Annotated in this window: 18 protein-coding genes and 1 tRNA gene; 7 read left to right on the forward strand and 12 right to left on the reverse strand. The window is 62.5% G+C overall.

All coding sequences use genetic code 11. From position 1 onward, the window contains the following. The first annotated feature begins 45 nt into the window (after window positions 1-45). From ABIN98_RS00295 to ABIN98_RS00315, 5 genes are all read left to right on the forward strand, one after another. Complete coding sequence (locus tag ABIN98_RS00295; protein ID WP_346906358.1) at window positions 46-1,311, forward strand: imelysin family protein; 1,266 nt, start codon at window positions 46-48, stop codon at window positions 1,309-1,311. 371 nt (window positions 1,312-1,682) lie between these two features. Then, window positions 1,683-3,212 carry a di-heme oxidoredictase family protein gene (locus ABIN98_RS00300; protein WP_346906360.1) on the forward strand — a complete coding sequence of 510 codons (1,530 nt, stop codon included), beginning with the start codon at window positions 1,683-1,685 and terminating at the stop codon, window positions 3,210-3,212. Next, window positions 3,212-4,285, forward strand: a complete 1,074-nt coding sequence (locus ABIN98_RS00305; RefSeq protein WP_346906362.1) for an imelysin family protein — start codon at window positions 3,212-3,214, stop codon at window positions 4,283-4,285. The genes ABIN98_RS00300 and ABIN98_RS00305 overlap by 1 nt, the downstream gene beginning before the upstream one ends. Then, window positions 4,275-5,423, forward strand: coding sequence for a DUF1513 domain-containing protein (locus ABIN98_RS00310; RefSeq protein WP_346906364.1), 1,149 nt, complete (start codon window positions 4,275-4,277; stop codon window positions 5,421-5,423). Before ABIN98_RS00305 ends, ABIN98_RS00310 begins: the two co-directional genes overlap by 11 nt. Window positions 5,424-5,709: 286 nt before the next feature. Beyond that, window positions 5,710-8,598 carry an AsmA family protein gene (locus tag ABIN98_RS00315; RefSeq protein ID WP_346906365.1) on the forward strand — a complete coding sequence of 963 codons (2,889 nt, stop codon included), beginning with the start codon at window positions 5,710-5,712 and terminating at the stop codon, window positions 8,596-8,598. Between the two features lie 9 nt (window positions 8,599-8,607). On the opposite strand, the gene ABIN98_RS00320 is transcribed toward ABIN98_RS00315, so the two are convergent. The 10 genes from ABIN98_RS00320 to phnG form a co-directional block, all read right to left on the reverse strand. After that, window positions 8,608-8,988 carry a DUF805 domain-containing protein gene (locus ABIN98_RS00320; RefSeq protein ID WP_346906367.1) on the reverse strand — a complete coding sequence of 127 codons (381 nt, stop codon included), beginning with the start codon at window positions 8,986-8,988 and terminating at the stop codon, window positions 8,608-8,610. Window positions 8,989-9,083: 95 nt separating this feature from the next. Continuing rightward, window positions 9,084-9,665, reverse strand: coding sequence for a phosphonate metabolism protein/1,5-bisphosphokinase (PRPP-forming) PhnN (phnN, locus tag ABIN98_RS00325; protein WP_346906369.1), 582 nt, complete (start codon window positions 9,663-9,665; stop codon window positions 9,084-9,086). Between the two features lie 27 nt (window positions 9,666-9,692). After that, window positions 9,693-10,835 (reverse strand): alpha-D-ribose 1-methylphosphonate 5-triphosphate diphosphatase, encoded by a 1,143-nt coding sequence (locus ABIN98_RS00330; protein WP_346906371.1) that lies wholly within the window; start codon window positions 10,833-10,835, stop codon window positions 9,693-9,695. Beyond that, entirely contained in the window at window positions 10,832-11,563 is a 732-nt protein-coding gene (locus tag ABIN98_RS00335) for a DUF1045 domain-containing protein (RefSeq protein WP_346906373.1), read from the reverse strand. The genes ABIN98_RS00330 and ABIN98_RS00335 overlap by 4 nt, the downstream gene beginning before the upstream one ends. A 114-nt stretch (window positions 11,564-11,677) precedes the next feature. Beyond that, a complete protein-coding gene (phnL, locus tag ABIN98_RS00340; protein WP_346906375.1) occupies window positions 11,678-12,379 on the reverse strand; it encodes a phosphonate C-P lyase system protein PhnL in 702 nt (233 codons plus the stop codon). A gap of 9 nt (window positions 12,380-12,388) precedes the next feature. Continuing rightward, the gene (gene phnK, locus ABIN98_RS00345; protein WP_346906377.1) at window positions 12,389-13,177 is read right to left on the reverse strand and encodes a phosphonate C-P lyase system protein PhnK; all 789 of its coding nucleotides are present in this window, start codon (window positions 13,175-13,177) and stop codon (window positions 12,389-12,391) included. Then, entirely contained in the window at window positions 13,174-14,115 is a 942-nt protein-coding gene (locus ABIN98_RS00350; RefSeq protein WP_346906379.1) for an alpha-D-ribose 1-methylphosphonate 5-phosphate C-P-lyase PhnJ, read from the reverse strand. Before ABIN98_RS00350 ends, phnK begins: the two co-directional genes overlap by 4 nt. Further along, window positions 14,112-15,236 (reverse strand): carbon-phosphorus lyase complex subunit PhnI, encoded by a 1,125-nt coding sequence (locus ABIN98_RS00355; protein WP_346906381.1) that lies wholly within the window; start codon window positions 15,234-15,236, stop codon window positions 14,112-14,114. The genes ABIN98_RS00350 and ABIN98_RS00355 overlap by 4 nt, the downstream gene beginning before the upstream one ends. 3 nt (window positions 15,237-15,239) lie before the next feature. After that, window positions 15,240-15,881 carry a phosphonate C-P lyase system protein PhnH gene (phnH, locus tag ABIN98_RS00360; RefSeq protein ID WP_346906383.1) on the reverse strand — a complete coding sequence of 214 codons (642 nt, stop codon included), beginning with the start codon at window positions 15,879-15,881 and terminating at the stop codon, window positions 15,240-15,242. Next, the gene (gene phnG / locus ABIN98_RS00365) at window positions 15,881-16,363 is read right to left on the reverse strand and encodes a phosphonate C-P lyase system protein PhnG (protein ID WP_346906385.1); all 483 of its coding nucleotides are present in this window, start codon (window positions 16,361-16,363) and stop codon (window positions 15,881-15,883) included. Before phnG ends, phnH begins: the two co-directional genes overlap by 1 nt. Before the next feature lie 124 nt (window positions 16,364-16,487). Between phnG and phnF the strand changes: the two genes are divergently transcribed. Further along, a complete protein-coding gene (gene phnF, locus ABIN98_RS00370) occupies window positions 16,488-17,222 on the forward strand; it encodes a phosphonate metabolism transcriptional regulator PhnF (protein ID WP_346906387.1) in 735 nt (244 codons plus the stop codon). A 13-nt stretch (window positions 17,223-17,235) separates the two neighbouring features. Here the strand turns inward: phnF and ABIN98_RS00375 are convergent, their stop codons facing one another. Then, window positions 17,236-18,798: a CHAD domain-containing protein gene (locus tag ABIN98_RS00375; RefSeq protein ID WP_346906389.1), complete on the reverse strand. Its 1,563-nt coding sequence runs from the start codon at window positions 18,796-18,798 to the stop codon at window positions 17,236-17,238. Window positions 18,799-18,873: 75 nt separating this feature from the next. Then, window positions 18,874-19,407, reverse strand: a complete 534-nt coding sequence (locus ABIN98_RS00380; protein ID WP_346906390.1) for a cupin domain-containing protein — start codon at window positions 19,405-19,407, stop codon at window positions 18,874-18,876. A 279-nt stretch (window positions 19,408-19,686) separates the two neighbouring features. On the opposite strand from ABIN98_RS00380, the gene ABIN98_RS00385 reads away from it, so the two are divergent. Next, a tRNA-Leu gene (locus ABIN98_RS00385) sits at window positions 19,687-19,771 on the forward strand. Window positions 19,772-19,823 lie beyond the last annotated feature (52 nt).

The raw sequence follows: 19,823 nt of genomic DNA on the forward strand, positions 1-19,823 counted from the left end.
CCTTGAACCGATCCACTGTTGTTGAAAACCGAGAGGAAACACCTGATGAAATCTCTGAAGTACGGCCTGATGGCTGCGGCCGCCTTCATCACGCTGCCGGCGCTGGCCGCCACGCCTGAGGATGTCCTGAAGACCTACGGCGATGTCGCCGAAGCCGCCTACAGCGATTCCCTGGCATCGGCGAAAGAACTGCAGGCCGCAATCGACGCCCTGGTTGCGAGCCCGAGCGACGAAACGCTTGCCGCTGCCCGGGCCGCATGGCTCAAGGCGCGCAATCCCTATCAGCAGACCGAAGCTTTCCGGTTCGGCAATGCCCTGGTCGACGACTGGGAAGGCAAGGTAAATGCCTGGCCGCTCGATGAGGGCCTGATCGACTACGTGGATGTCTCCTATGGCGACAGCTCCGAAGAAAACGCCTTCTATGTCGCCAACGTGATCGCCAACCCGTCCCTGAAAGTCGGCGGCGCGACGATCGACGCGAACGAGATCACACCGGCGCTTCTGGCCGACCAGCTCCAGGAAGCTGGTGAAGTCGAAGCCAATGTGGCCACCGGCTACCATGCGATCGAATTCCTGCTTTGGGGTCAGGACCTGAACGGCACCGATGCGGGCGCGGGCAATCGTCCGGCGACCGATTTCGATCCGGCGAACTGCACCGGCGGCAACTGCGAACGCCGCGTTCAGTACCTGAAGGCGGCCACGGCGCTCCTGATCACCGATCTGGAAGAAATGGTTGCAGCGTGGGCACCGGACGGGGCAGCCCGCGCAGACCTTGCCGGCAAGGGCGAAGCCGGCGGTCTGGCAACAATCCTGACCGGCATGGGGTCGCTCTCCTACGGCGAATTGGCTGGTGAGCGCATCAAGCTCGGCCTGATGCTGCACGATCCGGAAGAAGAGCATGACTGCTTCTCCGACAATACCCACATGTCGCACTACAACGATGTCGTCGGCATCCGGAACGTCTATTTCGGCACCTACAAGAGCCTCGACGGCAAGAACGATATCGCCGGCGCTTCGCTTGCGGAAATGGTTGCCGCCAAGGATCCGGCGCTGGCTGAGGAAATGAAAGCCAAGCTCGACGCTTCGCTGGCAGCATTCGAAGCCATGAAGGCGCGTGCCGAGGGTGGCGAAGCCTATGACCAGATGATCGGCGAAGGCAATGACGAGGGCAACGCCGTTGTCCAGGCTGCCGTCGATGCGCTGGTCGATCAGACGAAATCGATCGAACGGGTCGTCAAGGCTCTGGATCTTGAAGAAATCGCCTTCGAAGGGTCCGACAGCCTCGACAATCCGAACGCTGTGTTCCAGTAAAATACCTTGATCGGCGGGGCATTATGTCCCGCCGATCACCCTGTGGCATCGTGTTAGGGTCAGGTCCTATTCATTTTGCACATTCTGTTTGACAGGGAAGGTTGGGATGAACGTAAGAGCGAGCGCAGGACAGGTATTCCTATCCAAGCTCGATTTTGCGGTCAGGTCGGCCTTCCCTGTTAAACCCGAAGGGCGGGGCGTCTTTGCCTGCTGACAGCGTCAGAGACCCTTGAAAACCGAATGGTTTCCTGCGGCTCTCTTCCTTGTCAGCAGACAAAGCCACTCCCGCAGAATGCGTAAAATGAATAGGTCCTGACCCTTTATTGGGGCGCACGGTGCTGGAAAGTGACGCGAAAAGATTGGCCTCGAAAATGACCTCGAATAAATGGTGTGCACCCGTTCTTGCCGCCGTAGTCGCCCTCGGTGCGACTATCGGCCCGGCGAGCGCAACGGATGTCTTAGCTCATCGTGACGACCTGACTCCCAAGGACCGCAAGCGCGTTTCGCGCGTCGTTCACCCGGCAACGGATTTTTCCAAACCGGAAATGTTCGAGCCCATGTCCGGCGGGGCGGCCACCTCCACCAAACTGATCAACCGGGATGCTTTTTCCCACTCTTCCGCGAACATCACGTTCGAGGAAGAACAGACCTTCAAGATCGGCAACGGTCTGTTCAAGAAGATGTGGACCTCGTCTCCGTCTTCGACGCAGGCATCAGACGGTCTCGGTCCGCTCTATAACGCCCGCTCCTGTCAGGGTTGCCACCTGAAAGACGGCCGCGGCCGGCCGCCGCGCGATGGAGAGGATGCCGTCTCGTTGTTCCTGCGCCTGTCGATTCCGCCGCAAAATGGCGAACAGGAAGCGGCGCTTGCCTCGAAGGCGGAACTGCGGATTCCGGAACCGACCTACGGCGGCCAGTTCCAGACCTTTGCGGTGACCGGACTGCCCGGCGAGGGCCGGTTCGATATCGAACTGGAAGAGATCGAGGTGCCGCTTAATGGCGGTGAGGTCGCGGTTCTGCAGAAACCGACCTACAAGATCCGGGATCTCGGCTTCGGCCCGATGCACCCGGACACATTGATTTCGCCGCGCGTGGCCCCGCCGATGATCGGGATGGGTCTCCTGCAGGCCATTCATCCGGGGGATATCGAAGCCCTGGCCGATCCGGACGACGCGGACGGCGACGGTATTTCCGGCAAGGTCAGCCGGGTCAGGGATGCCCGGACCGGCGAAATGACGATTGGACGCTTCGGCTGGAAAGCATCCAATCCGACCGTGCGGGAACAGGCGGGCGACGCCTTTTCCGGCGATATCGGGATCAGCACGCCGGACCGGCCCGACCCTTACGGGGACTGCACCGAGGCGCAGACGGCCTGCCGGACCATGCCGACCGGCGAGCAGGCGCAGCTCGGCGATACCGAAGCGCCCGACCCGGTCCTGGACCTGGTTACCTTCTATTCGGAAAATCTCGCGGTTCCCGCCCGGCGGGACTTCGACGATCCGGTTGTCTTGCGTGGCAAGGAGCTGTTTCACGAGATCGGCTGTATCTCGTGCCACAATCCGAAATTCGTCACCAGCCGCAAGTCGGAGAACAAGGCGCACAGGTTCCAGCTGATCTGGCCCTATTCCGACATGCTGCTGCACGATATGGGTGAAGGCCTTTCCGACCATCGTCCCGTCGGCGATGCCTCCGGCAGCGAATGGCGGACACCGCCCTTGTGGGGGATCGGCCTGACGGAAACCGTCAACGATCACACGCGTTTCCTGCATGACGGGCGCGCGCGCAATTTGCTTGAAGCCGTGTTATGGCATGGTGGCGAGGCCCAGCCGGCCCGCGATCAGGTCGTCGAGCTTGATCCGGACGACCGGGCAGCCCTCATTCGTTTCCTGGAGTCGCTTTAATGCGTTATCTGATCTACGCCGCCTGTGTGTGCCTCATGGCCGGACCGGCGGCGGCGCAGGACTTTTCCGTCAACATCAAGAAAAGCATCGAAGGCTATATCCGCCCGGCAGCCGACGGGTTTGCCCGGGCAGCCGATGATCTTGCGCCTGCCATCGATGCGGTCTGCAGGGAAACGACGGCCGAGACCAAGGCGGCATTCGCGCAGCACTATGGTGACGTGGTCACCACTTTCGCGAAGATCTCCTTTCTCCGCTACGGTCCTCTGCTCGAGGATGATCGGCTGAACCGTCTGGCGTTCATGCCCGATCCGCGGGGGATCGCCCAAAGGCAGATCCGCAAGATCCTTGCCGACACGGACAGTACGGCTATCGACGCCTCGACCCTCAAGGACAAGAGCGTTGCGGTCCAGGGGCTAACGGCCCTGCAGTTGATCGCGTTCGACGAGGATGGTCAGGTGGTTCTCGGCGATCCGGGCGAGATGCGCGATTTCATCTGTGGTTACACAAGGGCGATTGCCGTCAATGCGGCACAGGTCGCGGATGAAGTGGCCGCGGCTTGGGACGATCCGGACGGTTACAGCTCGGAACTGCTGATGCCGGGTGAAAAGAACGATCACGTGCGGACCAGCAAGGATGCGATCGAGGTGATCTTCAATGCGCTTGTCACGGGTCTGATCATAGTCAAGGACCAGGATGTTCTGCCGGCGCTCGGCAAGGGACCGGAAAGCGCGAAAGCGCACCGGGTTCCCTTTTCCCGCTCCGGAAACGGACTTGTCTATTTGGCATCGGAACTCAAGGGAATTGAAGATGCCTTGCGGGCGGCGGAGTTCGAACCGCTCTTGAGCGAGGATTTTGCCTGGATCCCGGATTCGATCTATTTCGAGTTCGCCAATGCCCAGACCCTTCTGGCGGATATCACCCCGCCAATCCGCCAATCCCTTCAGGACGGCGGCAACTACGACCGGCTCAAGGTCCTGACCCTGACCATCAACAGCCTGCGGGATACGATGGCGGGAGAGCTTGCCGGTGCCCTTTCCTTATCAGGAGGTTTCAATGCGCTGGATGGCGACTAATCGCACCGCAATCAGCCGGCGTGCACTGCTGGCGGGCCTTGGCGGGATCGCGGCGCTCTGCGCCGGCAATTTTTCCGCCTTTGCCGGCGGCGCGGGATTGATCGAGGAAAATGCGCTCGACTATCCGCTCTTTGCCAGTGCGCGACGGGAAGCCGATGGCAGCTACGGCATTGCCATCATCGACGATGCCGGCCAGGAGCTTGCGCGCGTTGCCCTGCCGGGCCGCGGCCACGGGATCGCGGTTTCTCCGGACGGACGCCGTTTCATAGCCTTTGCCCGGCGTCCGGGCACCTTTGCCCTGCTGATCGATCCGTTCGAGCGGACAGAGCCGCAGGTGCTCACCTCCATCGAGGGCCGGCATTTCTACGGCCACGGTTGTTTTTCTCCGGATGGCCGGCTGGTCTATGCGGTGGAGAACGACTACGACGCCGTGCGCGGTGTCCTGGGCGTTTATGACGTCAGCGGACGGGAAGTCCGGCGGATCGGCGAGATCGAGACGGGCGGGATCGGCCCGCACGATGTTCTGCTTGCGGAAGGTGGCAAGGTTCTTGTCGTCGCCAACGGCGGGATCGAAACCCATCCGTCGCGCCCGCGCGAGAAGCTCAACATCGACACGATGCAGCCGTCGGTCGTCTTTCTGGACCGGGAAAGCGGAGACGTGCTCGCCAAGCACAGCCTGGCCCAGGACCTGCATCAGCTGTCCCTGCGCCACATGGCCATGGACGCGCAGGGCAAGGTCTGGGTCGGCGGCCAGTTCGAGGGTGACAAGAGCCTGACGCCGCCTCTGGTGGCGCATATGACCCGGGATGCGGGTCCGAAACTGTCCGAGATCCCGCCGACCCTTGCCTCAGGCCTGCAGAGCTACATCGGTTCCGTCGTCGCCAATGCGTCCGGTGATGTGATTGCGACATCCGCGCCACGCGGCGGGCAGGTCTTGTTCTGGGCGGCGGATACAGGCGCCTTTCTCGGGGCCGACCAGGTCGTCGACGGATGCGGTCTGGCGCCGCTGGATGCCTCCGGTTTCCTCATTTCCGACGGCACGGGCGGGCTGCGTTGTGTCGAGGATCCGCAATCGCTTCCGGAAGTTCTCGCTCGGCCGCCGGGCATTTCCTGGGACAATCACATGGTGGCTCTTTAAGGACTTCAGCCCGGGGCTGAACAGGCCCGGGCAAGCTTCCCGTCGCGTTCTTGCCAAAATGAGGCCTCACACTTATTGCGGGCTTGTCATAAGGTAGGCACCCGAATCTGGCGTTCGTCTCATTTCTCAGTCTGGTCTGTACGAACATCAGATTCAAAGGGTGACTGGCAAATATTTGTTTCTATTGTGGTTTTAGAATCTGAAATACGCTTCGGCCTCTGTCGTTGAAATGAGGCGCATTTCAAATTCACCACATTAGCCTCGAATCGTGATGGGGAAAGGCGGCATGCGGCGGCTACTGATCGGACTTGGAGCATTCTTCTTCCTGCTGGTAACGATCGTGCTGGCAGTGCCTTTCTTCCTGCCCAAGGACGCGATCAAGCAGCAGGTCGTCTCGGTGGTGGAAGATCAGCTCGGCTGGCGTCTCAGGCTCGACGGCCCGGTCAGCCTGTCGCTGCTGCCCGGGTTTTCGCTGACGGCGGAAAACGTCGGCCTGTCCGGCGAGGCGGGCGCGGACGGGATCGAATTCGCCAAGGCTGAAGCCGTCAATTTCGGCCTGGCTTGGGAAGGCCTGTTCGGCGGAGAGATCCGGTTGACCGGGATTGAGCTCACGAAACCCGACATCTTCCTGGAAATCGGTCCCTCCGGCACGACCAGCTGGCAGCCGCGCCGCCGGTTCGAGGAAACGGAAAGTCCAGATACGTCCTCCGGACAAACGGCTGAAACGCCTGCACCGTCCGCTCCTGAAAGTAATGAACCGGCCGCTGCCCGCGAAGCCGGTTTCATCCGCAAGATCGGGGTCGACCGGTTCGCGATCACCCAGGGCAATGTGGTCTATTCGAACCGTCAGACCGGCGAAAAGGTGGAACTCAAGGCGCTCGACCTGACTGTTTCCGCCCCGGATCTTGAAGGCGATGTCGATCTGGAAGGCCGGTTTGACTGGCAGGACAATCCGGTGGCCGTCGCCGGTTCCATTTCCGCGCCGCTGTCGTTTGTCGGCGGCGAGGAAGTGCCGGTTTCCCTGACGGTTTCCAGCGGCGATGCGTCTTTCGCGGTCACCGGCAAGGCAGGCCTCAACCCTGCACAGGCAGATGTAACGATTTCGGCGTCAGGGCCGTCGGTCAGCCAGTTGGCCGCCCTGTTCGGAAACCCGCTTCCCAAGGACCCGGGCAGTTTTTCCGTGGAGGGACATCTTGCGGGCAACGAGACGACGGTCGCCCTGAACGATCTTAAGGCGACGGTGGGCAGTTTCGGCCTCGGCGGATCCTTCGATGCGGATCTGGCGGGCCAAGTCCCGGCGCTTTCCGGACGCGTGATGCTCGACAAGGGGTCGCTTGCGGATCTGCTCGCCCTTGCCGGCCAGGATCTGGCCGCTTCCGGCAATCTGAAGGCGGATCTGGCGTTTACCGCGAGCGGAGGGGAGGCGCCCGAATTGCTCGCCACCTTGAACCTCAAGGGGAATGCCAATCTCGAGTCTGGCGAGGTGTCCGGTCTCGGTCTCGCCTCGGTCGCCGGCGGCGACCCGTCGGCGGATACGATCAAGGACATTTCCCTGTCCCTCAACATCGACGGGCTGGACGGCCCGCTCGCCCTGAACGGCGGCATGTCCTGGCGCGGCGAAGGCTTTACGGTCACCGGCAAGGCGACGCCCGCGCCGCTTCTGGCCGGCATTGCCGCGCCGGTTACCGCGCAGATCAAGGGACAGCGCTTTTCCGCCGGTTTCGACGGCCGAATCCAGAGCAGGGGCGGTCTGGAAGGGGCATTGTCCCTGGAAACCGCGGACCTGCGTTCCCTGCTCGCCTGGGTCGGTCAGCCGGTTTCGGCGGGCAGCGGACTAAAGACGTTCAAGGTCTCCGGACTGTTCTCGGCTCAGGAAAATGCGATCGGTTTCGAGGAAACGAGCTTCGTTCTGGACAAGACCTCCGGCAAGGCGAACGGGCGCGTGACTTTCGGTAAGACGCCAACGGTCACCGCGAACCTCAATCTCGGTACGCTGGTTCTTGATCCCTATCTGGGCGGCAGTTCCGGAGGCGGGGGCGGATCATCGCATTCTGGCGGCGGGAACGCTTCCGGTAATACTGGCGGAAATGGTGGCGGCAATGGCGGATCGTCCGGCACCGGGGGAGGCTGGAGTACGGCTCCGATCGATTTTTCCGGTCTCAAGGCAGTCAACGCCGATTTTTCGGTGACGAGCAATGAAATCGTCTGGGACGCGCTCCAGATCGGAAACAGCGTGCTCAAGACGAAGATCCAGGACGGTGTTCTCACGGCGGATCTGCAGAAGCTCAGCCTTTATGGAGGCAGTGCGTCCGGCAATCTAACCCTGAACGGTGCCGGAACGGCGGCAGGCGTCAAGGCTTCGTTCCACCTTGAAAATCTCGATGCTCATCCGTTCCTGCGCGACGCGGCGGATACACGCTGGCTGCATGGACGGGCCTTCATGGACATGGACCTTGCGGCCGTCGGAGGCTCCGAGCGCCAGCTGGTGGAAAATCTCAACGGTACGGCGCGGGTCGAATTCGCCGACGGCTCCCTTCGAGGCATCAACATTCCGCAGATCGTGCGCGGTCTTTCTGTCAAAACACTACTCGGCTGGGCGGAAGGTTCGGAAGAAAAGACCGATTTCAGCTCCATGTCGGCGAATTTCAGGATCACAAACGGCGTTGCCGTCACGGATGATTTCTCGCTCATCGGGCCGCTGGTCCGGGTGAGCGGTGGCGGATCGACAAACATGCCGGAACGTACCCTCGACTGGCGCGTGGAACCGAAGATCGTGCCGACCCTGGAAGGCCAGGCGCCGGCGCCGCGCGCAAAGGGCGCGGACAAGAAACTGGCCGGTCTGGGTGTGCCTGTGATTGCCAAAGGTCCTTGGGACAATCCCCGGATCTATCCGGATATCGCCGGAATCCTGGAAAACCCGGAGGCCGCCTACAAACAGCTACAGAGCATGGGCGGCGATCTGTTTAACGCGCTGAAGGACAAGAAACCCGATGAAGCGCTGGCGGACGTCGCCAACGAGGCGATCAAGCGGGCGACCGGGGGCAAGACCCAGATCGACATTCAGAAAGTCATCGAAGGCGACGTCAACGATCAGGACGTGCTGAAGGCGGTCGAGGAAGGCTTCGGGCTGCCCTCCGGTCTGCTGGGGTCCTTCGGCAAGAAAAAGAAGGAATAGGCCCAGCCCTCAATAGGGCGCCGGGCCGTAGGAATTCGTGCCTTGCGTTCCGCCTTTCAGCGTCCAGTAAAGGTAAATCAGCGAACCGATCAACGGTATGAGCACGATAAAGGACCACCAGCCCGATTTGTCGATGTCATGCAGCCGGCGCACGGAGACCGTGATGTTCGGGAAGAACAGCAGAAGGCTGGTGACCAGGCTGGCCGGGCTTGGGCCTTTCAGCGTCAATGCGCTTTGTCCGAAGAACGGGGCGATCAGCAAAGCATCGACAAAGACCATGACAAGGGAGGTGAGAAAAACAAAAAGCATCCACCACCAGTATTCGGCCCGGTTCGCTCGACCCGAGAATGTGAAGTAATTCGAAAGAACAGTATCGGCTGCCTGAAACATCGTAATTGCCCCCAAATACAAATGTATTCTGAGGGACTTTGGCACAGTCTGTTCAATTTCGGATTAAGCAACTTGGTTTGTAAAGCGTTGCGAACTTACGTTAATTTTTTGAGTATTTTGTCCAGCGCTTCTTCGATCGTGCCCGTGTTTTCGATGGAGACCAGGTTCGGAATCTCCGGCATCTCGAATTGCGTCCGGTCTAGGCGCCGTTCGATCTCCTCGCGGCTTTCGCGGCCGCGGGCCGCAAGCCTATCGGCCAGAACGGCCTTCGGCGCGGTGATCAGCAGGACCAGAGGATTTTGGTATTTCTCAAGCGCGTCAGGAAGCGCGTGGCGGGAGCCGTTGGCGATGACCGTGCCGCCTGCCTTGATAACGTCGTCCAGTTCCGGCGGCAGGATGTAGCCGAGGCCATGGGCGCGCCAGGCGAGCGCGAAACGGCCAGCGGCCACGGCTTCGTCGTAGTCGGCCTCGGAGATCGGAATATGGGTTTCGGTGGCGCCGTCCGCCGGACGGGTGATCTGCCGCGTGGCGAAGCGGAAGCGGGGATCATCGGCCAGACGCTCCTTAAGCGCATTCAGAAGCGTGTCTTTGCCGGCACCGCTTGGCCCGACGACCAGAACCATCTGCCCTGGTCCGAGCTTCCTGTCGCTATCGGTTTGTGCTGCTGTTCCGGTCATTCCCGTCCAAAGTCCCGTTTTCTCTGATTACGCAACCCGGCGGCCTTCGCGCCAGACACCGCGCACGATCGGGACATTGCCGACGAGCTTGACCTGAACCAGATCGGCGCGCTTAGCCGTTTCCAGGGTGCCTCGATCATCGAGGCCGATTGCCTTGGCCGGGGTCGAGGTCACGGTCGCAACCGCCTCAGGTAGGCTGATGCTGTCGACCTCATCCGCCAGCTGGAACGCGGCCTGGATCAGAGAGACGGGCACATAGTCGGAGGACAGCACGTCGAGGCAGCCGGCCTCGGCCAGTTCCCGGGCAGAGATGTTGCCCGAGTGCGAGCCGCCACGCACCACGTTCGGTGCCCCCATCAGCACGCTCATGCCTGCCTGCCGGGACGCGCGTGCCGCTTCGATCGTGGTCGGGAATTCGGCAATGCGGGTGCCCAGGTCGACGGCCTCATCGACATGTTCGGCGGTCGCATCGTCGTGGCTGGCGATGGAAATGCCGCGCGCATGCGCGTCGGCCGCAATGGCCTTGCGGTTGTTCGGGGCAATGTCTCCGGCGCGTGCCTGACGGGACTTGATAAAGGCCTCCATTTCCGCGTCGGAAAAGCCCTTCTTGCCCTGATAGTAGATCTTGTAGGCATCCAGCGACACGAACTGGCGCTGACCCGGGGTATGATCCATCAGCGAAATCAGGCGCACGCGGCTGTCGGTTTCGAAGAACCCGTAGGCTTCGAGAACGTCGGGAGCGGAGACCTCGCAGCGCAGGTGGATGAAGTGATCCGCGCGCAGGCGGTTTTCGTCCTGGCCCTGCTCGATGGCGTCTGCGAGCTGGCGCATGTCGGGCGCGCGTAGGTCCGCATCCTCATCCATGCCGACGCGGAGTGCATCGAACACGGTGGTGATGCCGGCGCAGGCGATCTGGGCGTCATGGGCCTGGACGGCGGAGACCGGGTTCCAGCGCACCTTCGGACGCGGCGCGTAGTGAACCTCCAGGTGATCGGTGTGCAGTTCGATCAGACCCGGCAGAAGGTAGTCGCCTTCGCAATCATGTCCGGCGACGGATGTCGCGCCGTCGATATCGGCGATCCTGCCGCCGGCACAGGTCAGGCTGCCGTCGATCACGCTGTCGGGCAGGATCAGACGGGCGTTCTTGAAAACGGTCGGCTCGGCGCTCATTGGATTTCCTCAAGGGCAGACGCTGCCGTGGGGAGTGCGTCGCCGGTCAGATGAAAGATTTTCTTGATGGTGAAGGGCACGCCGCGCTCGGCCTCGGTAAAGAGACCGAACGTGGCAATCTGCCGAGGCGTGCCGGTGACGTCCTTGAACCACGCTTCGGCGGCACTTTTCAGGGTTGCTGCTTGCGTTTCGTCTTCGAGCTTGTTGCTCAAGGTCATGTGGAAGCGGAATTCGTCGAAGATGTAAGGATAGCCCCAACCGGTCAGATAACCGTCCTGCTTCGGCGTCAGGCCGCTCTTGCGGCGGCGCTCGATGTCGGCGTCGGACAAAGGCGCGCGCAAAGGTTCGAACGCCCGGACGCACAGGCCGGCGAAGGCGGTGAGTTCCGGTTCCGGCACGGTTGGCGTCAGCGCCAGGAACTTGCCCAGCCGGTTGACCGACAGTTCCTTCAGGGCAAAGGGAGCGACTTGCGCGGCGAACTTCTCGCAAGCCTCAACGAGCTCCGCTTCACCGGCATCGGCTTTCAGCGAAAACGGAGCTTTCAGCGTGCCGTGAAATCCGTAACGGCGCGGGTCGGTGGTCAGGGAATGGACGACCTCGGCCTCAAGACCGCCGACGGCCGGCTGGGTCAGGTCCTTGCCCGAAAACGGATCGCGTCCGAGCCAGGTACCGCCCAGGTCCATCAGTAGGTCGTCGGCCGGAGCCGCGTAGTAAACCGCATAGCGCATGTCAGATCTTCAGGTCACCGGGTGGGGATGGGTCGCAGGACCGCGAGCGAACTCTTCGCGTAGTTTTATTGTATGTCGATCCTGTGACGCTATCCCCTGAGTTCATTTGTAGGATCAGGCCGCCTCCGCCCGGAAGCTGGTGACGTCGACGATCCGGTCGGAAATCTTATCGCGCACGTCCTGGTCGTGCAGGATGCCGACCATGGCAACGCCGTCCTGCTTTTTCTCCGCCACCAGCTCGACGACCACGGCCCGATTGGCCGCATCGAGTGAGGCGGTCGGCTCATCGAGCAGCAGCAGCGGATAATGGGCGATGAACCCCCGGGCGATGTTGACGCGCTGCTGTTCGCCGCCGGAGAAGGTTGCCGGCGGCAGACCCCAGAGCCGTTCCGGCACATTGAGACGGGTCAGGAGATCGCGTGCCTTGGCAAGCGCCTTTCCCTCGTCCGCGCCCTGCAGGATCAGCGGTTCGGCAACGACCTCGACTGCGGGAACGCGCGGGATCACCCGCAGGAATTGGCTGACGTAGCCGATTACGTCCTTGCGCAACTGCAGAACCTTGCGCGGTTCGGCATCCGCCACGTTGACGATCTCATCGGCCACGGTGACCAGGATCTGGCCCTGGTCGCAACGGTAATTGCCGTAGATCATCTTCAGGATCGAACTCTTGCCGGCCCCCGACGGGCCGCCGAGGACCACGCATTCGCCCGCATCGACGGAGAAGTCGACGCCGGAGACGACCGGAATGGTCGTGCCGCCCTGCAGGTGCATGGTGAAGGACTTGCCGACATTGCTGAGATAAAGACGCACTGGCATGGTTCGGCCTCAGACCTGGAGAATGGAGGAAACGAGTAGCTGGGTATACGGCTCGCGCGGGTCGTCGAGCACCTGGTCGGTCAGCCCGGTTTCGATGACTTCGCCGTGGCGCATGACCATGATCCGGTGCGACAGCAACCGGGCGACGGCCAGGTCGTGGGTGACGATGATCACGGAGAGGCCCAGATCGGCCACAAGACGCCTGAGCAGATCCAGAAGCCGGGCCTGGACGGAGACATCGAGGCCGCCGGTCGGTTCGTCCATGAACACCAGGCGGGGATGGGTGACCAGGTTGCGCGCGATCTGCAGCCTCTGGCGCATACCGCCGGAGAAGGACCGGGGGTCGTCGTCGATCCGGTCGGATTCGATTTCCACCCGGCCGAGCCAGTCGGTCGCGGTTTCGCGGATATGGCCGTAGTGACGGTCGCCGACCGCCATCAGCCGTTCGCCGACATTGGCGCCGGCGGAGACCGTCATGCGCAGGCCGTCGGCGGCGTTCTGATGAACGAAGCCCCAGTCGGTGCGCATCAGCAGGCGGCGTTCGGCCTCGCCGAGCTGATAGAGATTGCGCATGGCGCCGTCGCGCATGCGGTACTCGATGGCGCCGGCGGTCGGGGCAAGGCGGGTCGACAGGCAGTTGAGCAGGGTTGTCTTACCGGATCCGCTCTCGCCGACGATGGCGAGAACTTCGCCGGGCCAGAGCTGGAAGGACACGTTCCGGCAGCCGATGCGGTCGCCGTAGTAGCGGGTGACGCCATTGACCTGAAGGAGCGGGTCGTCATTGAAAAAATCGGTCATCGGGCCGGCTCCTCGGTGTGGTCGGCGGACGCGCCGCCGGCAAGGGTCATGGCGTTCGGATCGGCCGCCATGGGCCCCAGATGTCCGGCCTCCCGGCGTTCCTCGCAATAGTCGCTGTCGGAGCAGACGAACATGCGCCCACCCTTGTCGTCGAGGATGACCTCGTCGAGATAGACGTTCTCCGCGCCGCACAGCCCGCAGGGCTTGTCGAACTTCTGGACCTCGAAGGGATAGTCTTCGAAATCGAGGCTCTTGACGTCGGTGTAGGGCGGGATCGCGTAGATCCGCTTCTCGCGTCCGGCGCCGTAGAGCTGGAGGGCGGCCATCCTGTCGATCTTCGGATTGTCGAATTTCGGCGTCGGCGAGGGGTCCATCACATAGCGGCCATTGACCAGCACCGGATAGGCGTAGGTGGTGGCGATGTGGCCGTTCTTGGCGATGTCCTCGTAAAGTTTCACATGCATGAGGCCGTATTCCTCCAGCGCATGCATCTTCCGGGTTTCCGTCTCCCGGGGCTCCAGAAAGCGCAAAGGTTCCGGAATCGGCACCTGGAAGACGATGACCTGGTCCTCGCGCAGGTCCTTTTCCGGGATCCGGTGGCGGGTCTGGATGATCGACGCCTTCGAGGTCTCGAAGGTCGTCTCGACCCTTGCCGTCTTTTCGAAGAAGCCGCGGATGGCGACCGCGTTGGTGGTGTCGTCGGAGCCCTGGTCGATCACCTTCAGGCAGTCGTCGGCACCGAGAATCGCGGCGGTCACCTGAACCCCACCGGTGCCCCAGCCGTAGGGCATGGGCATTTCGCGGGAGGCAAACGGCACCTGATAGCCGGGCACGGCAATGCCCTTCAGGATGGCCCGGCGGATCATGCGCTTGGTCTGTTCGTCGAGATAGGCGAAGTTGTATTCGCCTTCGTCGAGGGGTTTCGGCTGGGCGGTCATTCCGCGGCCTCCTTCTGGGTCCGGGAGGATTTTTCCTCTGCCTCGCGGGCGGCGAACCACTCGTCCCGCATGCGGCGGACGAGCTCGAGTTCGGCCTGGAAATCGACATAGTGGGGAAGCTTCAGGTGCTCCACGAAGCCGGTCGCCTGAATGTTGTCGGAGTGGGACATGACGAATTCCGTGTCCTGGACGGGCGCGACCTGCTCCTCGCCGAGCTCTTCCCAGCGCAGGGCCCGGTCGACCATCGACATGGCCATGGCCTTGCGTTCCACCTGACCGAAGACGAGGCCGTAGCCACGGGTGAATTTCGGCGAGGATTTGGCCGTTCCCTGAAACTGGTTGACCATCTGGCACTCGGTCACCTTGATGGTGCCGAGGCTGACGGCGAAGCCCAGTTCTTCGGCGAAAAACTCCACTTCGACGGCGCCGTAGCGGATCTCGCCGGTAAAGGGGTGGGTGCGGCCGTAGCCGCGTTGGGAGGAATAGGCGAGGCTGAGGAGGAAACCCTCGTCGCCGCGGGCCAGGTTCTGCAGGCGCAGGTCCCGGTCGGCCGGGAAGGACAGCGGTTCGCGGGTGAGGTCGCCGACCGGTGAGCCTTCGCTGGAAACCGGATCGGCCTCCATCAGGCCTTCCTCGTCCAGAAGATCGGTCACGCGCGGCATGGCTTCGTCTGCCGGTTCCCGGCGCACGGGCGCTTCGATCTCGCCCTCGGCCTCCGCTGCAAGGGCGAAGTCCAGCAGACGATGGCTGTAATCGAAGGTGGGGCCCAGAAGCTGGCCGCCCGGCAGATCCTTGTAGGTTGCCGAGATGCGGCGCTCGACCAGCATTTTGCCGGTGTCGATCGGCTGGCTGTAGCCGAAGCGGGGCAGGGTGGTGCGGTAGGCGCGGATCAGGAAGGCTGCCTCGATCAGATCGCCGCGCGCCTGCTTGATGGCAAGGGCTGCGAGCTGCTCGTCATAAAGCGAGCCTTCGCCCATGACCCGGGCGACGGAAATCGCCAGCTGTTCGGCGATCTGGTCCAGGGTGAGGGCGGGAACGCTGGTGTCGCCCCGGCGGCGATTGGCCAGAAGCTGGTGCGCGTTGCGGATCGCCTTCTCACCGCCCTTGACTGCAACATACATGGCTCAGGCCTCCCGAATGGTGATGGTGGTAGACCGGGGCAGGGCCGCGATGTCCGCCGATCCGGCGAAAATCAGGTCGACCCCGCGCGGGAACTGGGTGTTGTTGGTCTTCACCTGATCCCAGAAGGCGGGGGAAACGGGGCCTGCGGAAAACGCCGTTTCCGTTTCGATGCCCGGGCCGGAAAGATGGACGGGACCTTCGTTGGTGAGGGTCTGACCGGTCAGGATGAGGGTGGTCGAACGGTCCGGGTATTCCAGCGTGCCCTGATTGAACTTGCCCAGGCTGCTCAGATGGGCCGGGTCCGCGATCAGCGCGAAACCGGCCTCGACCGGCTCGCTCACGATGGGCGCGCCGGTGTGGAAGCGCAGGAAGGTCTTCACCGCGTCGGAACGGACGAACGGTGTATCGAGCCAGACCGGCGTGTCGTAGTCGAACAGGGTCAGGGCGATGGCGGCAGCGACGGGTGAGAGCGGCGCGGGCGGTTTCAGGCCGCCGGTTTGAAGTGCCTGGAGGGTGCCCGGACGGGCCATGGCGTTCATGATCGTCCGGAAACAGCGCTGGGCATCGTGAACCGGATCGGCGAAGCCGGCAGCCAGGGGTGCTGCGGTCTTCTGCGGATCGGGGGCCCGATTGAGAGCGGTCATCAGTTGTCTCCCCGCACCATGGTGAAAAAGTCGACTTTGGTGGCCGCGGTCTCCGCCTTCAGGTCCTCATCGGCCTTTGTGCGGATTTCAGCCAGCGGGGCGACGATCTCCGTCTCGATCCGTTCCCGGTCGTCCGGGCGCTGCCACAGGGCGTCGATGACGGCTGCCTGCAACGCCTTCTGCTTGTGCCGGCCGAGGCAATAGGAGCTGCCGGCCTCGCCGCTCTCAAGCCGGACCACGCAGCGCGTGACCGTGACTTCGCCGAGGTTGAACGGGCTGCCGGTGCCGCCCATGCGGCCTCGGACCATGACGAGACCGGTTTCCGGCTGGCGGACCATCTCGAAGGCGGGCGGCGTGCCGAGGCTGGCATAGACCGTCTCGAGATCTTCCGCCGAGGCTGAAGCGAGGACGGACATGACCGCCTTGCGGTCGAGACCGGGCGGCTGATTGGATGCGGAGGGGGAAGCGGGTGTGTCGGCCATGGGGTCGCCTTTGTTCAAGGAGGGGCGCCTGTATCATTCGGGTTGTTTGTTAGAACGAATTTGTCTATTTGTATAGACGAATTTTTCGATTGATTCTGAAGTACAGACCTTTGATGACGGACAGATGACAATACGGACGACACTTGATCGGGGCGCGGGCATCGCCATCTGGCGCCAGATCATGGAATGGCTGAAGGCTGAAATCGCCAGCGGCGCCTTCGAAAAAGGCAGCCGCTTGCCGCCGGAATCGGAGATTGCCGCCCGCTTCGGCGTCAATCGCCATACGGTGCGCCGGGCCATTGCCGCCCTGACGGCGGAAGGCGTGCTGCGCGCCGACCAGGGCCGGGGCACGTTTGTGGCCGCCGCTCCGATCAGCTATCCGATCACGTCACGCACGCGGTTTTCGGAAATCGTGTCCGGCCAGGACAAGGCGCCGAGCGGGCGTCTGATCGGCTCCGGAACGGAGGAAGCCGATGCGCTTCTGGCGAACTGGCTGAAGGTTTCGGTGGGGACCTTGCTCATCCGGATCGAAACCCTGCGGGTGGCCGACGGAATACCGGTGATGGTCGGCACCAGCTGGTTCGAGCAGAGCCGGTTTCCGAACCTCGTCGCCGACTATGCGGAATCCGGATCGGTCACCAAGGCGCTGGCCAAGGCGGGCGTTTCGGACTACCGGCGCAAGGAAAGCCGGGTTACGGCGGAACTGGTCGACCCGCAGGACGTCGCCGTCCTGGGCGTTGCCTCCGGCCAGCCGGTCCTGGTCGTGGAAAGCCTGAACCTCGATGCGGACGGAAAGCCCATGCAATACACACGAACCCGCATGGCGGCGGACCGGATTCAGCTTGTCGTCGAAAGCTGAATCCCGATTGGTTTCAGAGCCAGAACTTCGGCACCTTTTTCGTGTCCTGCCAGTAGCCCTTGGCGTGGGGCCAGGTGCCGGAAGATTGCGCCTCGTGCCAGCCGATGACGAAGCCGATCGCGAGCAGAACCTGCCGTGAGGACTTGCCGTTGATATCGGGCAGGGCGGTGAGCTTTTCCGCCATGGCGACGTCGTTCAGGTAGCCGAAAATGTCCTGCAGCCGCTTCATGCGCTTCAGGAAGGGTTTCAGATCCGACTTCGGATAAAGGCTGCCGAAGAATTCGACGCCATAGCGCAGCTTTTTCAGCGCCTTGCGCATTTCATGGCGTTCGGGGATCGTCAGCTCGTCGATCCTGGAGCCGTAGCTGGACACCTTCTTCCATTGCTTGTCGAGCGCTTTGCGCGAATAGACGCGGATCGTCTGGGCAAGCCGGGCCGTCTGATCGAAATTGTCGATGTCGAGCCAGCCTCGGCCTTCCGTATAGGCGGCCAGATCGAACAGGAAGCCGTTGACGTCCGGTTCTCTCAGGTGGGTATGCAGGGCGGTGCGGCTTTCCTCGCGGATGGTGCCCAGATGCGCCAGCAGCGGTTCGAGGCCGATGCCTTCCGGGGTGACCTTTGCCAGCGGCGACACGATTTCGTCCGTCAGCACATCGAGATCGCGGACCTTGCCGGCTTCCGTTGCCAGGATGCGGGCCTGGGCGTCGAGGTTCTTGAAGGTCAGCGGATTGAGGACCGGCTTGAACAGGCGGAAGGCGCTGCGCAGCCGGCGCAGGCCGATGCGGAACTGGTGCGGGCCTTCCGGATCGTCGCTTTGAAGGATCGCAACCCGGTTGTCGGCGATCTGCGTCAGGCAGGAGCGCAGGATTTCCCGGAAGGCCAGCTCGACGGTCTCTTCCGGTGGCAAGGCAACATCCTTAGCACCTTTCGGCCGGATGCCGGTTTCCTCGGTGCCGTCTGCAAGACGAAAGCCGCGCTCGGCCTTGGAATAAGGCGACAGGCGGAACGGCGCCGCGCCGACAACTTCGCGCGCTGCTTCCAGAAGGCGGACGCTGGAACCGGTTTTCAGTTCGAATTCGACCTCGGCCAGGGTTTGGGTCCGGCCGCCGGCCTTGACCTCGCCCAGGTCGAAGGCAACCTCGATCTCGCTGCCGTCTTCCCTGGAGGTCAGCAGGCGGGTGGTGCGGCGGATATCGGTTTCAAAGCACTCGCCGAGCGGCTTGTCACCGATGATATCGGTGAGGGTCTTCAGAACGCCTGCGTCTTCGATCACGGAAAAATCGATCTCCCGACCCTTCACCGGGTGTTCCGCTTCCACGGCACTGGAAAGGCCGCCGATGACGCCGGTTCCAAGCTTCGCGGTCTGCACCCAGGACCGCCCGACCTTGCGCACGCGCAGCGAGATCTTCGCCTTGCGCAGCGCCTGGTCGGGGGTGTCGAAATAGATCGACAGCAATGGTTTGGTCACGGCTCGGCTGCCGGCGAAGCGCTGCAAGGCTCCGCCGCTTTTCAACTGATCGAGAACGTCCGGTGACACTTCGAGCTTCAGCTCGATTTCCTTGGGCGATTTGCTCATGAGATCTACTTACTCAAGCGCAAATTCGCTGTCCAGATGAAGCGCACAATTTGCGCCTTTGTCGCAGGGCCGCTATCAGAGGCCGTTTGCTTTTGCGGCGAACCGTCCGGTGATGCCCCTTAGCTTGTCGACGACGCGGCAGGCCAGATGGGGGAGAAGAGGCACCGGACGCTGGTTGAAGGCGATTTTCCGGATATAGCTGGGCACTTCCCAGACCGCCGATGTGCCCGCCGGAAAGAACAGGCTGACGCCGGGCTGGCCCAGATAGACCTTGCCGCTCTCGTCGGTGATCTTGACTTCCCCTTCCAGAAACAACACCGCCTCGTCCCAGCCATAATGCCAGCGGAACTTGCCCGCTGTGCAGGACCAGTGGTCGGTGCTGCCCCAGCCGCGCGTGCTCATGGACAGGCTGGCGCACCGTGCTTCCGGCTGGCCTTCCAGAATCCATTCCGGCCGGATCGGGCGCGGTTTCAGCTTCGTCACGTCGAGGACGGACTGGGTGAAAAGTCCCGGCGCGTCGCTCTGATCGACATCCTGGACCGGGGCCGTAAAACCCAGGTTCTTGGCGACCGCCTTAAGGTCGGGGCCTCCCGAATGCACAGTTCCCATCGTATTTCCCCCTGAAAAATTCGGTCGTGATCAATCGCGCGAACCTGGCACGCAATGGTTGAAGGCGACCTTACGACCAGTTCGGACGGGGTGTTTTTCCGCTTTCGCCGGCGACATTCGGCAGACGGGGTAAACAGATCCTCACCAAGAGGCGTTCCGGCAGCTGTGAGGCCGCCCGGTCGGGGCGCGATGTCGGGCCAAGAAACACCGTGCGAACCGGTGCCGTCGTTCTTGCGCAAAACCTCAAGGGCATGATAGAGACGCAACTCGGTGTCAGTTGCCCCTCTGGCGGAACTGGTAGACGCGCGGGATTCAAAATCCCGTTTCTTCGGAAGTGCCGGTTCGATTCCGGCGGGGGGCACCATCTTTATAATTTCTTGCGCTAACGGCCTTTGGCCTGCTTGAGCGCGGGATTT

Source organism: uncultured Roseibium sp., assembly GCF_963675095.2.
Taxonomy (GTDB): domain Bacteria; phylum Pseudomonadota; class Alphaproteobacteria; order Rhizobiales; family Stappiaceae; genus Roseibium.